At 62.5% G+C, this 18236-nt stretch carries 12 protein-coding genes; 9 read left to right on the top strand and 3 right to left on the bottom strand.

Annotated elements, in window-relative coordinates:
* The first annotated feature begins 4 nt into the window (after positions 1–4).
* Both AC1AUD_RS10735 and codA read left to right on the top strand, forming a co-directional pair.
* Complete coding sequence (locus AC1AUD_RS10735) at positions 5–1480, top strand: purine-cytosine permease family protein (RefSeq protein ID WP_476574379.1); 1476 nt, start codon at positions 5–7, stop codon at positions 1478–1480.
* A 134-nt stretch (positions 1481–1614) separates the two neighbouring features.
* Positions 1615–2853 carry a cytosine deaminase gene (gene codA / locus AC1AUD_RS10730; protein WP_476574378.1) on the top strand — a complete coding sequence of 413 codons (1239 nt, stop codon included), beginning with the start codon at positions 1615–1617 and terminating at the stop codon, positions 2851–2853.
* Positions 2854–3044: 191 nt separating this feature from the next.
* On the opposite strand, the gene AC1AUD_RS10725 is transcribed toward codA, so the two are convergent.
* On the bottom strand, positions 3045–4499 hold the full coding sequence (locus AC1AUD_RS10725) for a DUF349 domain-containing protein (protein WP_476574377.1): 1455 nt from the start codon (positions 4497–4499) through the stop codon (positions 3045–3047).
* A gap of 153 nt (positions 4500–4652) precedes the next feature.
* On the opposite strand from AC1AUD_RS10725, the gene hisS reads away from it, so the two are divergent.
* Positions 4653–5975, top strand: a complete 1323-nt coding sequence (gene hisS, locus AC1AUD_RS10720) for a histidine--tRNA ligase (protein WP_476574431.1) — start codon at positions 4653–4655, stop codon at positions 5973–5975.
* 41 nt (positions 5976–6016) lie between these two features.
* The gene (aspS, locus tag AC1AUD_RS10715) at positions 6017–7819 is read left to right on the top strand and encodes an aspartate--tRNA ligase (RefSeq protein WP_476574376.1); all 1803 of its coding nucleotides are present in this window, start codon (positions 6017–6019) and stop codon (positions 7817–7819) included.
* 360 nt (positions 7820–8179) lie between these two features.
* Here aspS and AC1AUD_RS10710 read toward each other — a convergent pair whose 3' ends face one another.
* Positions 8180–9109 (bottom strand): endonuclease domain-containing protein, encoded by a 930-nt coding sequence (locus tag AC1AUD_RS10710; protein WP_476574375.1) that lies wholly within the window; start codon positions 9107–9109, stop codon positions 8180–8182.
* A gap of 261 nt (positions 9110–9370) precedes the next feature.
* Between AC1AUD_RS10710 and AC1AUD_RS10705 the strand changes: the two genes are divergently transcribed.
* The 5 genes from AC1AUD_RS10705 (at position 9371) to AC1AUD_RS10685 (ending at position 16693) form a co-directional block, all read left to right on the top strand.
* The gene (locus AC1AUD_RS10705; RefSeq protein ID WP_476574374.1) at positions 9371–9514 is read left to right on the top strand and encodes a hypothetical protein; all 144 of its coding nucleotides are present in this window, start codon (positions 9371–9373) and stop codon (positions 9512–9514) included.
* Between the two features lie 163 nt (positions 9515–9677).
* A complete protein-coding gene (locus AC1AUD_RS10700) occupies positions 9678–11972 on the top strand; it encodes an ABC transporter substrate-binding protein/permease (RefSeq protein WP_476574373.1) in 2295 nt (764 codons plus the stop codon).
* A gap of 143 nt (positions 11973–12115) precedes the next feature.
* Entirely contained in the window at positions 12116–12838 is a 723-nt protein-coding gene (locus AC1AUD_RS10695; RefSeq protein ID WP_476574430.1) for an amino acid ABC transporter ATP-binding protein, read from the top strand.
* A 206-nt stretch (positions 12839–13044) separates the two neighbouring features.
* Entirely contained in the window at positions 13045–14106 is a 1062-nt protein-coding gene (locus AC1AUD_RS10690) for a PPK2 family polyphosphate kinase (RefSeq protein WP_476574372.1), read from the top strand.
* Positions 14107–14128: 22 nt separating this feature from the next.
* Positions 14129–16693, top strand: coding sequence for a DEAD/DEAH box helicase (locus AC1AUD_RS10685; protein WP_476574371.1), 2565 nt, complete (start codon positions 14129–14131; stop codon positions 16691–16693).
* Here AC1AUD_RS10685 and AC1AUD_RS10680 read toward each other — a convergent pair.
* Entirely contained in the window at positions 16675–18132 is a 1458-nt protein-coding gene (locus AC1AUD_RS10680; protein ID WP_476574370.1) for an ATP-binding protein, read from the bottom strand. The two genes, AC1AUD_RS10685 and AC1AUD_RS10680, sit on opposite strands and share 19 nt — an antisense overlap.
* Between the last annotated feature and the right edge of the window lie 104 nt (positions 18133–18236).

The raw sequence follows: 18236 nt of genomic DNA, 5'->3' as shown, positions 1-18236 counted from the left end.
TGAGATGACGGCAAGTACAGGAAGCATATCTTTCCTTCCCATTCACGGGACCAAGGATTTCTCTGGCAACGCGCGGACAACAAGAGACAACGTCGAAGATGAACTGCAGATTGTGCCTGAACGGGCCAAGACCAAGAGCCTATGGGGACAGTTCTGGGTGTGGTTCGGAGCGAATGTCGCTCCCATCAATTGGCTGCTTGGCGCGCTCGGTGTGCAGATGGGACTTGGATTGTGGGAGACCTTCGCGGTCATTCTGGCAGGCAATCTCATCGGCATGTCGGTTTTCGGCGTCATGGTGCTCATCGGCCAACGCACGGGATTGACCGGCATGCTGCTGGGACGTCGGGTATTTGGTCGTTTTGGCAACTATCTTCCGTCGCTTATCCAATCCATTGTCGTTATCGGCTGGTGTGCCGTGAACACTTGGGTCGTGCTCGACCTGGTTACCGCGTTGTTGATGAAGATCGGTTTGGTCGACTCCATAGACGGTCATTTCGCACTTAAAGCAGCCATCGGCGGAGTGGTGATGCTGGTTCAGGTCATCGTCTCTTTGTTCGGATACAAAGCAATCTCTACTTTTGAGAAATGGACGGTGCCTCCGACCGTGGTCATCCTCGTGGCCATGACCATCGCGGCTTGGGGCTTCATGGGCATCGATTGGAACTATGCCGGCAACCTGCCGTCTAGCGGTGTGAGCCACGTTGCTGCGATCTCCTCGGTGATGACTGCCATTGGCATCGGTTGGGGGTTCACCTGGCTGACCTATGCCTGCGATTATTCTCGTTTTGTGAGTCGTGAGGTGCCGCGCAGAAAGCTGTTCGGTGCCAGTGCATTGGGACAGTTCATTCCTGTATGCTGGCTTGGTCTGCTCGGCGCGACTTTGGCCACCAAATCCGGCACCATCGACCCGGGCCAGCTCATCGTCGATAATTTCGGCGCACTTGCCATCCCGGTGCTGCTGCTTGTGCTCCACGGGCCGATTGCCACGAATATCCTCAATATCTACAGCTGCACTCAGTCCGTGCTGTGCTTGGACGTGAAGATCAACCGACGGGTGCTCAACGTGGCCGTGGGCGTGTTTGCCTGGTTTGGAGTGCTGCTCTTCCTCGGAATGTCCGATATCGGTGACGCGCTGGACGGATGGCTGTCATCCGTGGCCGGATGGACATCGGTGTGGGGAGGCATCATGTTGGTGCATTTCCTGATTATCGAGCGCAACCGTGGCGATTTCTCCAAGGTGTTCAGCGGCAGGGGAAAGGACGGTGTGCCGTTGGTGCGCTGGCAATCCTTGGTCTCTTTCTTCGCGGGGTTGGGCATGTGCTGGGCAATGAGCTATGGCGCGCTGTTCCATGGGCCGATTGCCACGGCCATGGGTGGCATCGATTTAAGCTGGTTGGGCGGCATGGCCACCTCGGCCTTGGTCTATCTCATTCTGGCGAAGGCGACTGGCATCGGGCGTTGCATGTCGTTAAATGAGTGAATTTGATTGAACGAGCACCCGTGTCATGGGTTCTTCCCCATGACACGGGTCCTATGCTGGATGGAAACCGCGCCAATGCGGTTGTGGGATGTCTTACGAAAGCCGACTATGGAAGGCGAGTGAAGGAGCTAGCCATGTTGATTCGCAATGTGCATGTTGAGAACGGGAGCGAAACCAAGGACATACGCGTCGAGAATGGTATGTTCTCGGCCATCGAGGCCGAATTGCAGGCGCACCCCGGCGAGGAAATCGTCGATGGGCGCGGCGGTCTGCTGATTCCGCCGTTCGTTGATTCCCATGTGCATCTGGATGCCACGCTCACAGCCGGCGAACCAGAATGGAACGAGACCGGCACATTGTTCGATGGCATCCGCATCTGGTCGGAGCGTAAGAAGACGCTCACCGAGGAAGATGTGCGGAGCCGCGCGCGACGCACCATCGAGATGATGGTCTCGCATGGCATCCAATATGTGCGCACGCATGTGGACGTGACCGATCCCAGGCTGACCGCGCTGCATGCGATGGTCGCGTTGCGCGAGGAAGTCCGTGATCTGGTCGACCTGCAGATCGTCGCCTTCCCGCAGGAGGGCATCCTCTCGTTCCCCGACGGCAGACGTCTGATGGAACGGGCCGTCGACGAGGGCGCGGATGTCGTGGGCGGCATCCCGCACTTCGAATTCAACCGCGACTATGGCGTCGAATCGCTGCGCTTCCTCTCCGACCTCGCCATGCGCCGCGATCTGCTCGTCGACGTGCATTGCGACGAGATCGACGACCCCGCCTCCCGCAACCTCGAGGTCCTGGCCACGCTGGCATACGAATCCGGGGTGGGGGAACGCTTCACGGCAAGCCACACCACGGCCATGGGATCGTATGACGACGCCTATACCTACAAGCTGTTCCGTTTGCTCGGCATGTCGGGCATGAATTTCGTGAGCAATCCGCTGGTCAATATGCATCTGGGCGGCCGGTTCGACACCTATCCCAAGCGCCGTGGTCTGACGCGCGTCAAGGAACTCGACGAGGCCGGCATCAACGTGTCGTTCGGCGAGGACGATATCCGGGACCCGTGGAGCCCGCTGGGTGCCGGCAATATGCTGGATGTCGTGCGCATGGGCGTCTACGCGGCGCAGCTGATGGGATACACGCAGATCCGCGAATCCTATCGATATGTGACCTACAACGGCGCGCGCACGCTCAATCTGGGCGACCGGTACGGTATCAAGGTCGGTGTGCCGGCCAACTGCATCGTGCTTGACGCGCCTGATTTCTATGAGGCGCTCAACGAACATGCCGAGGTGCTGTTCAACATCCGTCGCGGGCGGGTGATTGCGGCCACCAAGCCGCGCGAGACGCGGGTATTTCGCGAATAGCAAACCGGCATAGCGGCCGGTCATAGGGAGATAAGACGAGAAGAGTCTCTTATGCAAAGAGCCGGGCCTTGTAAGGTCCGGCTCTTGGTTTTTGTAGTTTTGCTATAAGGATGGCTCCGCCGGCACGGGAGCCCACTGGGCTCCCTCTACGGCCGGCTCGCGCGGTGACCTGCTGAGCGGGTCACCGCGGGTCAGCGCACTGCGTTCAGCCACTGCTCCTTGGTGGCCTTCTCGGCCTCGAGCTTGGCCTTCTTGGACGGATCGGTCTCGGCGGCGATCTTCGCGGCAAGCTCCTCGAGCTGGGCGTTGAGCTGCAGCTCGAAGCTCGACTTGCGGGCGTCGGCCTCCGGATCGGACTGCTTCCAAGCAGCATCCTCGACGGCCTTGATCTGCTTGTCGACCGCGTCAAGGCGGCCCTCGATGCGGCGCATGTCGTCGCGCGGCACGTAGCCAATCTGATCCCACTCCTCCTGGATGGCGGCGAGGGCCTGACGGGCGGCCTTGGCGGCCTTCTCGTCGGCGACGGGCACCAGAGCCTCGGCCTTGACCAGCAGCGCCTCCTTGGCGGCCAGGTTCTCCTTCTCGTTGCTGGAGATCTGCTCGCGGTCGGCCTGGCGGGCGTTGAAGAAGGTGTCGGCGGCCTCGCGGAAACGGGCCCACAGCGCGTCGTCGTCATTGCGCCCGGCGCGGCCGGCCTTCTTCCAACGATCCATGAGGTCGTTGAACTTGCGGGAGGTCTCGCCCCAGGCGGTCGAGTCCTTGAGCTCGTTCGCCTCGGCGATGATCGCCTCCTTGACCTCCTTGGCGTGGTTGCGCTCGTTGTCACGTGCCTGGGCCCACTTGCGGCGGGCCTGGTTGAAGGTCGTGCGTGCCGAGGAGAAACGCTTCCACAGCTGATCGGCATCGGTCTTGTCGATGCGCACGGTGGTGCGCTGGTGCTGCTGCCACTCGTCGAACAGCGAGCGGAACTTGTCGGCGGTCGAACGCCAATTCGTGTTGTCTCCCAGCGAGGCGGCCAGCGCCTCGGCCTTCTCCACGATCTTCGTGCGCTCCTCGACGGCCTTGGCCACGGCGGCCTTGCGGGCCTCGGCGATCTCGGCCTTCTTCGTCTCGGCGGTGGCCTTCAGGGTCTCGAACTGCGCCTTGAGCGCGGCGATATCGCCCACGACGGCCGGCTCGGCGGTCTCTTCGCTCAGCGACTTGACCGACTCATCGATCTCACGCGGCTTGATGTTCTGCGCGTTCAGACGCGAAGCGAACAGATCCAGCTTGGCCTTGAGGTCAAGGAAACGGCGGGCATAGAGCGCCAGCGCCTCCTCCTTGGAGGTGTCGGGGAATTGGCCGACCTCACGCTCGGCCTCGCCGTCCTTGACATAGACCGTGCCGTTGTCGTCCACGCGGCCGAAGGCCTCGGCGGCCTTGACATCCGCATCGGAATAGGCGGCGGTCGTCGGCGTGGCGACATGCGCGGCGGGGGTCTTCTTCGCGAAGGCAGCGGGAGACGGCGCGTGCGGCTTCGGCATCGCGGCGGGGGAGGGGGCGGCCGGCATAGCGGCGGGCGTGCCACCGTTCTGCTCTGCCGTGGGCGTCGTCGCCTCGGCGTTCTGCTCGGCGGTGTTCTCGATGGTGGTGGTCTCGTCGGCCATGCTCAGCTCCTTAAGCTTCATGTGGTGGAGGGGTGCGTTCCGCATCGGGGAATGCCCCGGTGCTTTGACGCAACCGTCACCTATTATATTGATTCCGTGGCTAAAGGTGCATCATTATCAGGATTTCCGGAATGGCTCCCCTCCGAACGCGTGGTGGAGCAGCGTGTCATCGACACGCTTCGCAAGGTTTTCGAGCTCAATGGCTTCCTCGGCATCGAGACGCGTGCCGTGGAGACCGGGGCCAGTCTGCTCAAGAAAGGCGAGACCAGCAAGGAGATCTACCTGCTGAGCCGTCTGCAGGAGGTCGGCCATGAGTCCGACACGCCTCTTGAGGAGCGGCTTGGACTCCATTTCGACCTGACCGTGCCGCTGAGCCGGTATGTGGTCGAGAACGCCAATGACCTCGCCTTCCCGTTCAAGCGCTGGCAGATCCAGAAGGTCTGGCGCGGCGAGCGCCCGCAGGAGGGCCGCTTCCGCGAGTTCGTGCAGGCCGACATCGATGTGATCGGCCAGGGCGATCTGCCCGACCATTATGAGGTCGAGCTGCCGCTGGTCATGGTCGCCGCGCTCGAGGAGCTGCGCGCCTTCGGCCTTCCCAAGGCCACCGTGCACGCCAACAACCGCAAGCTGTCCGAAGGCTTCTACCGTGGTCTTGGCCTGACCGACATCGAGGGCGTGCTGCGTGAGATCGACAAACTCGACAAGATCGGCGCCGACGAAGTGGCCCGTCTGCTCGTCGAGGCCTGCGGCGCGACCGAGGATCAGGCCCGCGCCTGCCTCGAGCTGGCCGATCTGACCGCCGCCGACGGCGCGGAGCTGTCCCGAAAATTCGAGGAGCTGTGCGCCAAGCACGGCATCGAGCCCGGCTCCGAGGCGCACGACCTCGCCCGTCAGGGACTCGACACGCTCGCGATGATCGTCGACGAAGCCGCCGCCATCCGCCCCGGCTCCGTCATCGCCGACCTCAAGATCGCCCGCGGACTCGACTACTACACCGGCTCCGTATACGAGACCTTCCTCGACGGCGCCGCATCGCTCGGCTCCATCTGCTCCGGCGGACGATATGACAACCTCGCCTCCGCCGGCTCGCGCAAGTATCCCGGCGTCGGCCTGTCCATCGGTCTGTCCCGCCTCGTGTCCTATATGCTGCACACCGCCGGCGCGCACGCCAACCGCGTGTCCCCGGCCGCCGTGCTCGTCGCCGTGTGGAACGAGGACGAACGCGCCGCCTCCAACCGCATCGCCGGCCAGCTGCGTGCGCGCGGCATCGCGGCCGACGTGGCGCCCACCGCCGCCAAGATCGGCAAGCAGATCAAATACGCCGACAAACTCGGCATCCCCTACGTGTGGTTCCCCGGGCAGGAAGGGGCCGGCGACGAGGTCAAGGACATCGTCACGGGCGCGCAGGGGGCGGCCGATGTCTCGTCGTGGGAGCCGGATACCATCAATGCCCGGCAAACCGTTGCATTGGACTGATTTTCCAACGGAAATATCCAGATAAATAGGGAGTCAATAGCATGAGCCAGACGGCTTACAGAACCCATCACGCCACCGAGGTGACCGAAGCCTTGGTCGGCCAGAAGGTCACCCTGTCCGGATGGGTGGACCGTCGCCGCGACCACGGCGGCGTGGCCTTCATCGACCTGCGCGACAGCAGCGGCCTGGTGCAGGTCGTCATCTACGACGAGGAGATGGCCCGCCCGCTGCGCAGCGAATTCGTGATCAAGGTGACCGGCGAGGTGCGCCTGCGCCCGGACGGCAACGAGAACACGCATCTGGCCACCGGCAAGATCGAGGTCGTGGCCGAGGAGATCGAGATCCTCGCCAAGTCCGACGCGCTGCCGTTCCAGGTCTCCACCGCGTTGGAGAACGAGTCCGAGAACAAGCTGCCCGGCGAGGACGTTCGTTTGAAGTATCGCTACCTCGATCTGCGCCGCCCCTCCATGGCCCGCAATCTGAAGCTGCGCTCCGACGTGTCCCGCGCCGCCCGCCATGCCCTCGAGGAAATGGACTTCACCGAGGTCGAGACCCCGACCTTCATCAAGTCCACGCCGGAAGGCGCCCGCGACTTCGTGGTGCCGGCCCGTCTCGTGCCCGGCTCGTGGTATGCGCTGCCGCAGTCCCCGCAGCTGCTGAAGCAGCTGCTCATGGTCTCCGGCGTCGAGCGCTACTACCAGCTTGCCCGCTGCTACCGCGACGAGGACTTCCGCGCCGACCGCCAGCCCGAGTTCACCCAGCTCGACATGGAGATGGCCTACGTCGACCAGGAGGATGTCATGGCCATGGCCGAGAAGGTCATCAAGGCCATCTGGGACGCAGCCGGCTTCGGCGATCAGGTCACGCTGCCGCTGCCGCGCATCACCTGGCAGGAGGCCATGGACAAGTATGGCTCCGATAAGCCCGACCTGCGCTTCGGCAACCCGCTCGTGGAGTTGACCGAATACTTCAAGGACACGCCGTTCCGCGTGTTCCAGGCCCCGTATGTGGGCGCGGTGCTGTTCAAGGGCGGCGCCGACACCCCGCGCCGTCAGTTCGACGCCTGGCAGGAATGGGCCAAGCAGCGCGGCGCCAAGGGCCTTGCCTATGTGCAGTTCGAGGCCGACGGCACCCTCAAGGGCCCCGTCGCCAAGAACCTCTCCGACTCCGAGCGCGAGGGCCTGATGGAGGCCGTGGGCGCCGAGCCCGGCGACGCCGTGTTCTTCGGCGCCGGCCGCCGCGAGTCCGCCCAGATGCTGCTGGGCGCCGTGCGCGTGGAGCTCGCCCGCCGCGCCGGTCTGCTCGACCCGAAGAAGTTCGCCTTCACCTGGGTCGTGGACTTCCCGCTGTTCAAGCCCACCGACGATCCGGACGACGACGATTACTCGATCTCCCACTCCAAGTGGACCTCGATGCATCACCCGTTCACCATGCCGAGCAAGGACTGGATCGACAAGTTCGACCAGGATCCCGAGCATGCGATGTCCGATTCCTACGACATCGTCTGCAACGGCGAGGAGATGGGCGGCGGCTCGGTGCGTATCCACCGCGACGACATCCAGGACCGCGTGCTGGGCGTGCTCGGCATCTCCGCCGAGGAGGCCGCCGACAAGTTCGGCTTCCTGCTCGAGGCCTTCAAGTACGGCGCACCGCCTCACGCGGGCATCGCCCTTGGCTGGGATCGCACCGTGTCGATCCTCGCCGGCGCCGATTCCATCCGCGACGTCATCGCCTTCCCGAAGGCCGGCGGCGGCCGCGATCCGCTGACCGGTGCCCCGGCCCCGATCAGCGCCGAGCAGCGCGCCGAGACTGGCGTCGACTACGACCCGGACGAGGAAGAGTGATTCTCACTCGCGCCGGTAACCCCTGATTTCGTGAGGCTCCGTTCCGCTTGGGACGGAGCCTTACTCGTATATGCATAGGCACTGCATGCCAAGCATGATCCGCGTTTCGCTCGTGCCATGTGCCCCGTATTGGCGATACCCCAATAATCCCGTAGTGCCACAAACCGTACGTAGTGCGGCAAACGGTGCGCGGTGTAACAAACCATGCATAGTGCAACAATCAGAAATGGCGGAAAATGGCTATTGTTGCACTACGTCATGTAGCACTGCGCACGGTTTGTCGCACTGTGTAAGGGGTGTTGCATTGTTAGGTAGCCAGGAACCAATAACCAAGTACATAGTCACCGTGGAAATCCATACTCACGCCGCGCTCCGTGCGGCAGGTTTGGCGGCGCGTGAACCGACGGCCAGCCGGGAATCACAGAGCGCACGGTATTCGCGCATGGGAAATCCCGTAGGACGTATGCCCATTGCCTTTGACACTTCTTGGACAAACGCTGCCTTGGCCGCCTTGGTGCGCAGATCGTCGGCGAGTGTTTCGATTACCGTCCACCCCATCTGCCGCAGACGGCGGCGTTTCTGCTGATCGCGCACATATTGTTTTCGGAACCGACGATGATGGTCGCCGTCATATTCCACCGCGACCTTGTGCTCCGGATATGCCAAATCCACGATGTAAGTGGCGCCTTGTTCCGTATCGATGATGCGATGCTGCATAACCGGCATCGGCAGCCCAAAGGATAGGAGCGCAAGGCGTGTGCGGGATTCCTGCACTGAGTCGGCGGGACGTATCAGCGTCAAGGCGGCCTGACAACGTTTGCCACCGGTGATGCCGCCCATCTCGTCCAACCGCGCCGTGAATTGCGCAATCGTGTAATTCCAACGACGGATGATCGATTCCGCAAGAATCACGAGCTCCGCCACATCGAGGTATCGGGCGAATTGCAGCCATGTATCCAGCGGTGTCATGGCGACGACGCCGTTTGGGAAGGTGTAGGCGGTGAACGGTCTGTTCCACATATGGAACTCGACATCCTTGATGTGTGATCGGAAACGGCGCTCGCGAACGGTGACGTGGAAGATCCGATCAGGCAACGAGCTGCGGCGGGGCGGTTCGATTTCGAATAATTCCAGTGCCGTGGTGAGGGAGAACACCAAGGAGCGGTTGGTTCTGCAATGCATCAGTTTTTCCTGGCATGCGTCCAGTGTGGTTTTGGCGTGTGTGGCAAGGTCTTTGGCCAGATAATTGCGGATTTCTCCGTTATGTGGCGCGGTGTCGTATGCGTTCATATGTCCATTGGAACGATATGCGCGCGCCTATGTCCAGTCGTGCGGAGCATTGTGGTCGGAGGCCATGTTATCCACAATGATGTTCGTCGGCGAGATGGGGTGTCGTTATGCGGAGAGTGGACGTCACGATATCTGCGCGGACGGCATGGAGTGGGCCATCCGTAAGGGGCAAGAGCAATGCCGCGCGAATTGGGGGAGTGTTCACCTGCCGTTTGCCTGCGATGACATGGGACGCAATGTGGCGTGCCTAGCGTTGGATGTATGAGAAACAGAGGATTATGGCAGGTGATGCGCCGCGGATTCGTCCGCCGTGTGCCCGATCGTGTGGCTTTCGACACGTTGGCGGCGGTGCTGGCGTTGAGCGTCGTGGCGCTTGGCGTCGCGCGCATGGTGGCGTTGGGCTGATCTACAGCTGGGATGGCGTGCGGTTGGGCCGAGCGCGAAGTGGGACCGGTATACGCAGTAGTAACACCGTTCCCGTAAACTGGCAGGGTTTGATGAGACAACGGCGTGCGCGATATGGCATCGTCAGTGTCTCGCGCCGCCATGAGTGGAAAGGCTCCCCGCTATGGTTGCGAGCACCAACACCAGCCATGCCCTGTGGCTGCGCCGTTTCGGCGCGATGATGCTGGCGGTGATATTGGCCGTGATGGGCCTGGGATCGCTGTCCGGCACCGCCCGTGCGGCCGACGACGAAGTGAAGGGCAAGACCTTCACTGTCGCCACCGACACGACTTTTGCCCCCTTCGAATATCGCGAGGGCGGCGAAATGGTCGGCATCGATATGGATCTGATCCGTGCGATCGGCAAGGACCAAGGCTTCGACGTGAAGATCCAGTCCCTTGGCTTCAATGCCGCGTTGCAGGCCGTCAGCTCCGGCCAGGCCGACATCGCCATCGCCGGCGCGTCGATCACCGACGAGCGCAAGGCCTCGTATGATTTCTCCGACCCGTATTTTCAGTCGGGCATCCAGATGGCCGTGGCCAAGGACGACGACAGCATCAAGGGATACGAGGATCTGAAGGGAAAGACGGTCGTCGCCAAGACCGGCGCCGAGGGCGAGGCCTATGCCAAGGAGAACGCCTCCAAGTATGGCTATACGGTCACGTCGGTCGATCAGTCGGCGACGATGTATGAGATGGTCAAGTCCGGTAACGCGGTTGCCGTCTTTGATGATTATCCGGTGCTGGCCTATGGCGTCTCCCAGAACAACGGCTTGAAGATCGTGACCCCGAAGGTGCCGAACGGCGAGTATGGCATCATCCTCGCCAAGGGCAAGAACCCGGCGTTGCTCAAGGCCGTCAACGCGGGCCTCAAGAACCTCAAGGCGAACGGCGAGTATGAGAAGATCCTCGCCAAGTATCTCGGCGCGGACGCCGCCAAGGAACAGGTCTCGGGCGTCGAAGAGGCCTCCGACGAGACGTCCTCCAACGGCAAGGCCGGGGAGGCCGTCAAGGGCAAGACCTTCAAGGTCGGCACCGACACCACCTTCGCGCCGTTCGAATATCGTGAGAACGGCGAGATGGTCGGCATCGATATGGATCTGATCCGCGCCATCGCCAAGCAGGAGGGCTTCGATGTCGAGATCCAGTCGCTCGGCTTCAACGCGGCCCTCCAGGCGCTGAGCTCCAATCAGGTCGACGTGGTGCTGGCTGGCATGTCCATCACGGACGAGCGCAAGGCCGCCTATGACTTCTCCGATCCGTATTTTCAGTCGGGCATCCAGATGGCCGTGGCCAAGGATGACGATGATATCAAGGGATACGAGAATCTGAAGGGCAAGACCGTCGTGGCCAAGACCGGCGCCGAGGGCGAGGCCTACGCGAAGAAGAACGCGGAGAAATACGGATACACGGTGACCTCCGTCGACCAATCCGCCACCATGTATGAGATGGTCAAGTCCGGCAACGCGGTCGCCGTGTTCGACGACTATCCGGTGCTGGCCTACGGCGTCTCCCAGAACAACGGCCTGAAGATCGTGACCCCGAAGGTTCCCAACGGCGAATACGGCATCGCGGTCAACAAGGGCCAGAACGCCGATCTGCTCGCCGCGATCAACGAAGGCTTCGAAGCCATTGTGAACAACGGCGAATATCAGAAGATCCTCACCAAGTATCTTGGTGACGAAGCCGCCGAGGAGCAGATCGCCTCGATCTCCGGCAAGAAAACCGACGTCAACGCATCCAACGGCACCACTCAGACTGTGAAGCAATCCAGCTTCATGGACCTGGCCAAGCAGTCCTTCCCCGCGTTGATGAAGGGCCTCAAGAACACGCTGCTCATCACCGCGATCTCCTTCGTCATCGCATTGGTGCTCGGCGTGGCATTCGGCCTGCTGCGGGTGAGCCCGAACAAGGCTCTCGCTTGGATCGCGCGCGCCTATGTCGCCGTGTTCCGCGGCACACCGATCCTCGTGTGGGCGTTCTTCTTCTACTTCGGCGTGCCCCAGCTCATCGGTCATTCGGTCAACATCTGGATCGCCGGTGCGCTCACGCTGTCGCTGAACTCCGGCGCCTACCTCGTCGAGATCGTGCGCGGCGCCATCCAATCCGTGCCCAAGGGACAGATGGAAGGCGCCCGTTCGCTCGGCCTGAGCTATGGACGGGCCATGAGCAAGGTGATCCTGCCGCAGGCCACCAAGATCGCCATGCCTTCGGTGATCAACCAGCTGGTCATCATGCTCAAGGACTCCTCGCTGCTGCTGGCCATCGGCTTCGGCGAACTGCTCTATCAGGCGCAGCAGATCTACGCGGCCAACTTCCGCGTCACCGAAACCCTGCTTATGGTCGGCGTGATCTACTTCGTGGCCATCACGCTGCTGACCTGGCTTGCCAACATCGTCGATAGGAAGGTGAACCGCTGATGAGCGAGAACACTGCCGAAACCAAGGAAACCATGGAAAGTCAGGCTTTCGTGCCGTTCAAGCCGCATACCGACGTGCAGGCCGACGCCTTGAAGGACGTCGTCGCCTCCGAGGTCGCCGACGGCGAGAACACCGACCGGATCATGGTCGAGGTCAAGGGCCTGCGCAAAAGCTACGGCGAGACGGAGGTACTCAAAGGCATCGACATGACCGTGCGCCGTGGCGAGGTGATCTGCATCATCGGACCCTCGGGCGCCGGCAAATCGACCTTCCTGCGCTGCCTCAACGCGCTCGAGACGCCCACCTCCGGCTCCATCGAGGTGTGTGGGCATATGCTCGGCGCCAAGGACACCGACGTGGACAAGGTGCGCGAACAGGTGGGCATGGTGTTCCAGCATTTCAACCTGTTCCCGAACATGACCGTGCTCGAGAACATCACGCTGGCGCCCAAGCTCGTCCACAACGAAAGCGACGAGGAGGCGCGCAAGCATGGCATGACGCTGCTTGAGCGCGTCGGATTGGCCGAGAAGGCCGATATGATGCCCCGGTCCCTCTCCGGCGGGCAGCAGCAGCGCGTCGCCATCGCCCGCGCCCTCGCGATGCGCCCCAAGGTCATGCTTTTCGACGAGGCCACCTCGGCGCTTGACCCTGAGATGGTCGGCGACGTGCTCGAGGTGATCCGTTCGCTGGCCGAGGCCGGCATGACGATGATCCTCGTCACGCATGAGATGGGCTTCGCCCGCGAGGTTGCCTCCCGTGTGATCTTCACCGATGGCGGCGTGATCGAAGAGGAGGGCACCCCCGATCAGATCTTCAACCATCCGAAGAGCGAACGCTTGCAGACCTTCCTGTCGAAGGTGCTGTAACGCTTGCGTTCTGCTGAAACGGTTGCGTTTCGCTGCGGGGCCGTGAGGGCCGCCGGCATCGCATTCCCGACACGCTCCAGGCCGCTCGGCCGAGCCTACGGTCGGGAACGCAATGCCGGCGGCCCTCACTGGTATGGTGCGGAAAACCGGGTTTTGTGCTGTGATGGTTGCGATTCGTGGACGGGCATGGTCGGTAGACTGGTGCCATGGCTCGCGATGAGGGGAATGGAAACGGCAAGGTGGGGCGCAAGGCCATCGAGCGTGCGCTTGACCGTGCGCAGCGTGGGCTGGATCGGCTTGATCGGCTGCATGAGATCGGTTCGACGGCGACTGGGCATGAGCGTTTGGCTCAGGCGGCCGAATCCAGCGCGCTGCTCAGTTCCGTGTGGAGCGTGCCGCCGGCGGAACGGCTTCTGTATCGCGATGGAAGCGTGGCGGGGTGCGCGCCTGCGCTCGCCGACCGCCGCTGGACCCTCGCCGATATCCAAGGCGACGAAACGCCGGGCTTCCATGGCGACAAGGATGCCGGCAAACGGTTCGTCGCCATCAGCTCCACGGAAATAGCCCGATACCAGCAACTGCTATATGCCAACGGCACGCGCGGCGACCGACGTCGGCTGCTGATCGTGCTGCAGGGCATGGATGCCTCGGGCAAGGGCGGCATCGTCAGGCATGTGTTCCGCCAAGGCGATCCGATGGGCATCCGATATCACGGTTTCGGCCGCCCCATGCCCGAGGAGGCGGCGCATGATTTCCTGTGGCGCGTGCGGCGTGCATTGCCCGGACCCGGATGGATCGGCGTCTTCGACCGTTCGCACTACGAGGATGTGGTGATGCCACAGGTGTGGGATGCCGCGCCGGAGGGGTTGTGGCGCGAACGATGCGAGCGGATCAACGATTTCGAGTCGGAGCTTGCCGCCGATGGATGCGCGATCATCAAGATCTTCCTGGTCGGCAGCCGCGAGCGGCAGCGCGAGCATTTCCTCGCCCGCCTCGACGACCCCACCAAACGATGGAAATTCGACCCCAGCGATATGGGCGCCCGCGAACGATGGGACGACTATATGGCCGCATGGTCGCGGGTGTTCGCGCTCACCTCCACGCCGGCCGCGCCATGGCATCTGGTGCCGGCCGACAACCGTTGGTATTCGCGCGCCGTCGTCAGCGAACTGCTGCGTACCACGCTCGCTGGCTTCAATATGCAATGGCCGCCGCTGGCGCCCGACGTCGATCCAGACGATATCCGCCGCCGCCTCGCCGAGGCGTAGGCGTGCGGCTAGACTGGGCCCCATGGCAGACGAGACGAACTATGGGTCGCTGGGGCGGCTGGCGCCGGATTGGGACGGCGGCGAACGCAATCTGACGGCCGACGACATCTACGAGCGCTTCTTCGGGTGGGTGATCGACGCCAAGGGCATCGAACCCTGGCCCCACCAGGAGGAAGCCATCATGGACCTGCTGGCCGGGGACCATGTGATCCTCAACACGCCCACCGGCTCCGGCAAATCGCTGGTGGCGTTGGGGCTCCATTTCGCGGCGCTGTGCACGGGGCGGCGCTCGTATTACACCGCGCCGATCAAGGCCCTCGTATCCGAAAAGTTCTTCGATCTGGTCGAGGTGTTCGGCCGCGACAATGTGGGCATGATCACCGGCGACACCCATATCAACGCCGACGCGCCGATCATCTGCTGCACCGCCGAGATATTGGCCAACCAAGCGTTGCGCGAGGGCGCGCGCGCTGACGTGGGCATGGTCGCGATGGACGAATTCCATTACTACGGTGATCCCGAGCGCGGCTGGGCTTGGCAGGTGCCGTTGCTGACGCTGCCGCACACCCAGTTCCTGCTGATGAGCGCGACGCTCGGCAACGTCGATGCCATCGCGGACAAACTCGCCGACCTGAGCGACACGCCCGATGTGGATGTGATCGCCGACGCGCCCCGACCGGTGCCGCTGAGCTACGAATACACGCTCGACCCGTTGGAGAAAACCGTCGAACTGGCGTTCCGCGAAGGCTCCACGCCGATCTACGTCGTCCATTTCTCGCAGGACGCGGCGCTGGAAACCGCCAACGCGCTCGCCTCCACCGGCGTGTCCAGCAAGGAGCAGCGCGCCGCGATCGCCGAGGCCATCAAGGGCGTCAAATTCACCACCGCCTTCGGCAAGATTCTGCAGCGGCTGTTGCGAACCGGCGTCGGCATCCACCATGCCGGCATGCTGCCGCGATACCGCCGCTTGGTCGAACAGCTCGCCCAGCAGGGCCTGCTGCCGGTCATCTGCGGCACCGACACGCTTGGCGTGGGCATCAACGTGCCGATCCATTCGGTGGTGCTGACCGCGCTGACGAAGTTCGACGGCAGCAAGATGCGCCGCCTCAAGGCCCGCGAATTCCATCAGATTGCCGGGCGCGCCGGGCGCATGGGCTTCGACACCGAGGGACTGGTCATCGCCGAGGCACCGGAATTCGAGATCGAGAACGCCAAGGCCGTCGCCAAGGCCGGAGGAGACCCGAAGAAACTCAAGAAGGTCAAGCGCAAGAAGGCGCCCGAGGGTTTCGTGACGTGGAACGAGAACGCCTTCGACAAGCTCATCGACGCCGAGCCGGAGACTTTGGTGCCGCACTTGAAGATCACGCATTCCATGGTGCTCAACGAGGTGGAGCAGGGCGGCGACGCGCGCGCCCGCGTCGATGATCTCATCGACGACTCTGCGCAGACGCCCGAGCAGAAGGAGCGTCTGCACCAGCGCGCCGACGAGATCTTCGCCACGCTGTTCGACACCGAGGTCATCGAGGTGCTTGAGGGCCGCGACGGCGGCAAGGACTATGTCATGACCCTCGACATGCCTGACGACTTCGCGCTCGACCAGCCGCTCTCGCCGTTCCTGCTGGCCGCGCTCGAACTGCTCGACCCCGAGTCGGACACCTATGCGCTTGACGTGATCTCGATGGTCGAGGCGACGCTCGAGGACCCCAAGCAGGTGCTGCGCGCGCAGGAACGCGCTGCCCGCGACCGGGCGATGGCCGATATGAAGGCCGATGGGATCGAATACGACGAACGCATGGAGCGCTTGGCCGAAATCACCTATCCCAAGCCGTTGGAGGAGATGCTGTCCGCCGCCTTCGACCACTACCGTCACGACGTGCCGTGGGCCAACGACTACTGGCTTTCGCCTAAATCCGTGGTGCGCGACATGGTCGAAACCGCCTCCGACTTCACCGGATACATCTCCCGATACAACATCGCCCGCTCCGAGGGAACGCTGTTGCGCTATCTGTCGGATGCCTACCGCGCCTTGGCACGCACCGTGCCGCCCGAGATGCGCGACGAGCAGTTGGAGGATGTGATCGCCTGGCTGCGCGTGCTCGTGCGCTCGATTGACTCCTCGCTGGTCGACGAATGGGAGAACGCCGGCACCGATTCGCTGGACGCCTCCGAGGCGGCCGCGGCGCTCGCCGCCCCCGGCAAGCGCGACGCGGTGGTCGAGGACCGCCGCGGGCTCACGGTGCTGGTGCGCAACGCCATGTTCCGCCGCGTGCAGTTGATGGACCTCGACCGGCCCGAGGAGCTTGGCGCGCTCGACAAGGACTGGGGATACGGCGTGCACGAATGGGAGGATGCGCTCGACGACTACTACGAGAGCCACGAATATGTGGAGACCGGCGCCGAGGCGCGTTCGGCCGAGCTGTTCATGCTCGACGAATCGCATGAGTCCGACGAGCATATCTGGCGCGTCCGTCAGATCATCGACGACTCCGACGGCGACCACGACTGGGCCATCACCGGCACCATCGACCTCGACGCCACCCAGGAGTCCGGCGAAGTCATCTTCCACGACTACGCGGTCGGTGACTGAACCGTCTGCAAAGCTGGCTTCGCTTGTTCCAACATCGTCGGCATGTCAATCAGTTCGAGGGTCGGGTCGTCCGCGACCTTGCGTCGGGTGGCTTGCGAGCAAGGTCGTTTGGTGAACAGAGCGAATCGGTATTGCCGGTATCCCTCGATAAGCCGGACCCTGTCCTTGAGTGTGGCAATGGTATCGCTTTCGTTGAAGTCATTGCGCCACTTGCATTCGCCAAGTGTCGCCAGGGCGCCGTCGATATCTCCGGCGACGATGTCGATGTCGGTTTGTTGACGAGTCTTCGGATCTCCTCCCCACCAGCGCCCGATTTCCTTGGGCAGCATGGAGAAGACATCCTGTGCATGCCGCCACATCCATTGCTTGCACACATCCTCGAACTGCTGTCCGACATAGGTGTCGAACGCGGGTCCCGAGGTCGCGTGATGGGAAGCTCCCTCCCCTTGGCCGTTTTCAATCGCTGTGGTCGCCGGACCGATGAAGCGGTGCCAGTAGGCGAAGAATGGATCGCTGAACCGCCACAATCCCTTTTTCGATCGCGCGGGGTTGGTGCCGAACGGCACCTCGCGTTCGATGAGTCCCAGATCGGTGAGCCGTTGCAGATATGCGCTGGTCGCGTCAACGGGAATTCCTGCCTTGGCCGCGATGTCGGCGCGTTTGGTCGCTCCGGTTCCGATGGCTCCCAATAGCGAGTTATAGAGCATGGGTTCGCGCAATTCCTGTCGCAGCAGCATCATCGGTTCGTCGTAGAGCAGTCCGGAGGTGGAAAAGCAGAGTTTGGCGAGGTTCTCCGCAAAACCGAGTGAAGTGTCGATCTGCTGCAGATAATACGGTGTGCCTCCCAGCGCGGCGTAATACTCCATGACTGTTTCGGGGGACACGCCAGGCAACATCAGCGAGGCATCGAAGATATCGAATGGCTTAAGCCGTATCTGCGCGGTGCGTCTGCCATAAAGCGGACTGCGGTATCCGAGCACCTTGCTTTCCATAAAGCCTTCGTTGCTGCCGGAAAGAATCATGGTGACGTTCGTATTGAGAAAACCGTGATCGATGGCGATCTGCATCATCGATGGCAACGCGGGTTGCGCGGCCGCCGCGTAGGGGAACTCGTCGAAGACCAGGACGTAGGGGTCGCCCGCGCCGCGTGTGCGCGTCTGTTCGAGGATGAAGTCGAAGGCCGCCTCCCAGCTTGTCATCGCTGGCATGGATGTGGGAAAGCCGAAGAAACGATAGATTTCGGCGCTGAATCGCATGAGATTATTGGTGTCGGATTGTTCCTGCGCGGTGAACCAAAGCGTGCGTTTGTTTGCACAGAAGCGTTGCGCCAACGCGGTTTTGCCCACACGGCGACGTCCGTAGAGCACGATCATCGTGAAACGATTGTCATTCCACTGCCGTTCCAGTGCGTCGAGTTCCCTCTGCCGTCCGATGAACATGACATACCTTTCGTGGAATTTTTTGTAATCAGGATTATTATAATCGTAATTACAATTTTATTACTAAGTATAAGGGCCTCTCGCGGCGCGTGGCACCGATGTCG

Source organism: Bifidobacterium sp. LH_730, assembly GCF_056355835.1.
The sequence above is the reverse complement of the archived record's forward strand: the minus strand, read 5'-3'. Positions and strand labels throughout refer to the sequence as shown.

Bases quoted from the DNA above. Each gene is read 5' to 3' on its own strand.
- aspS (WP_476574376.1), top strand. From the start codon at position 6,017: ATGAGCCAGACGGCTTACAGAACCCATCACGCCACCGAGGTGACCGAA.
- AC1AUD_RS10700 (WP_476574373.1), top strand. From the start codon at position 9,678: ATGGTTGCGAGCACCAACACCAGCCATGCCCTGTGGCTGCGCCGTTTC.
- codA (WP_476574378.1), top strand. From the start codon at position 1,615: ATGTTGATTCGCAATGTGCATGTTGAGAACGGGAGCGAAACCAAGGAC.
- AC1AUD_RS10695 (WP_476574430.1), top strand. From the start codon at position 12,116: ATGGTCGAGGTCAAGGGCCTGCGCAAAAGCTACGGCGAGACGGAGGTA.
- AC1AUD_RS10710 (WP_476574375.1), bottom strand. From the start codon at position 9,109: ATGAACGCATACGACACCGCGCCACATAACGGAGAAATCCGCAATTAT.
- AC1AUD_RS10685 (WP_476574371.1), top strand. From the start codon at position 14,129: ATGGCAGACGAGACGAACTATGGGTCGCTGGGGCGGCTGGCGCCGGAT.
- AC1AUD_RS10725 (WP_476574377.1), bottom strand. From the start codon at position 4,499: ATGGCCGACGAGACCACCACCATCGAGAACACCGCCGAGCAGAACGCC.
- AC1AUD_RS10680 (WP_476574370.1), bottom strand. From the start codon at position 18,132: ATGTTCATCGGACGGCAGAGGGAACTCGACGCACTGGAACGGCAGTGG.
- AC1AUD_RS10735 (WP_476574379.1), top strand. From the start codon at position 5: ATGACGGCAAGTACAGGAAGCATATCTTTCCTTCCCATTCACGGGACC.
- AC1AUD_RS10690 (WP_476574372.1), top strand. From the start codon at position 13,045: ATGGCTCGCGATGAGGGGAATGGAAACGGCAAGGTGGGGCGCAAGGCC.
- AC1AUD_RS10705 (WP_476574374.1), top strand. From the start codon at position 9,371: ATGAGAAACAGAGGATTATGGCAGGTGATGCGCCGCGGATTCGTCCGC.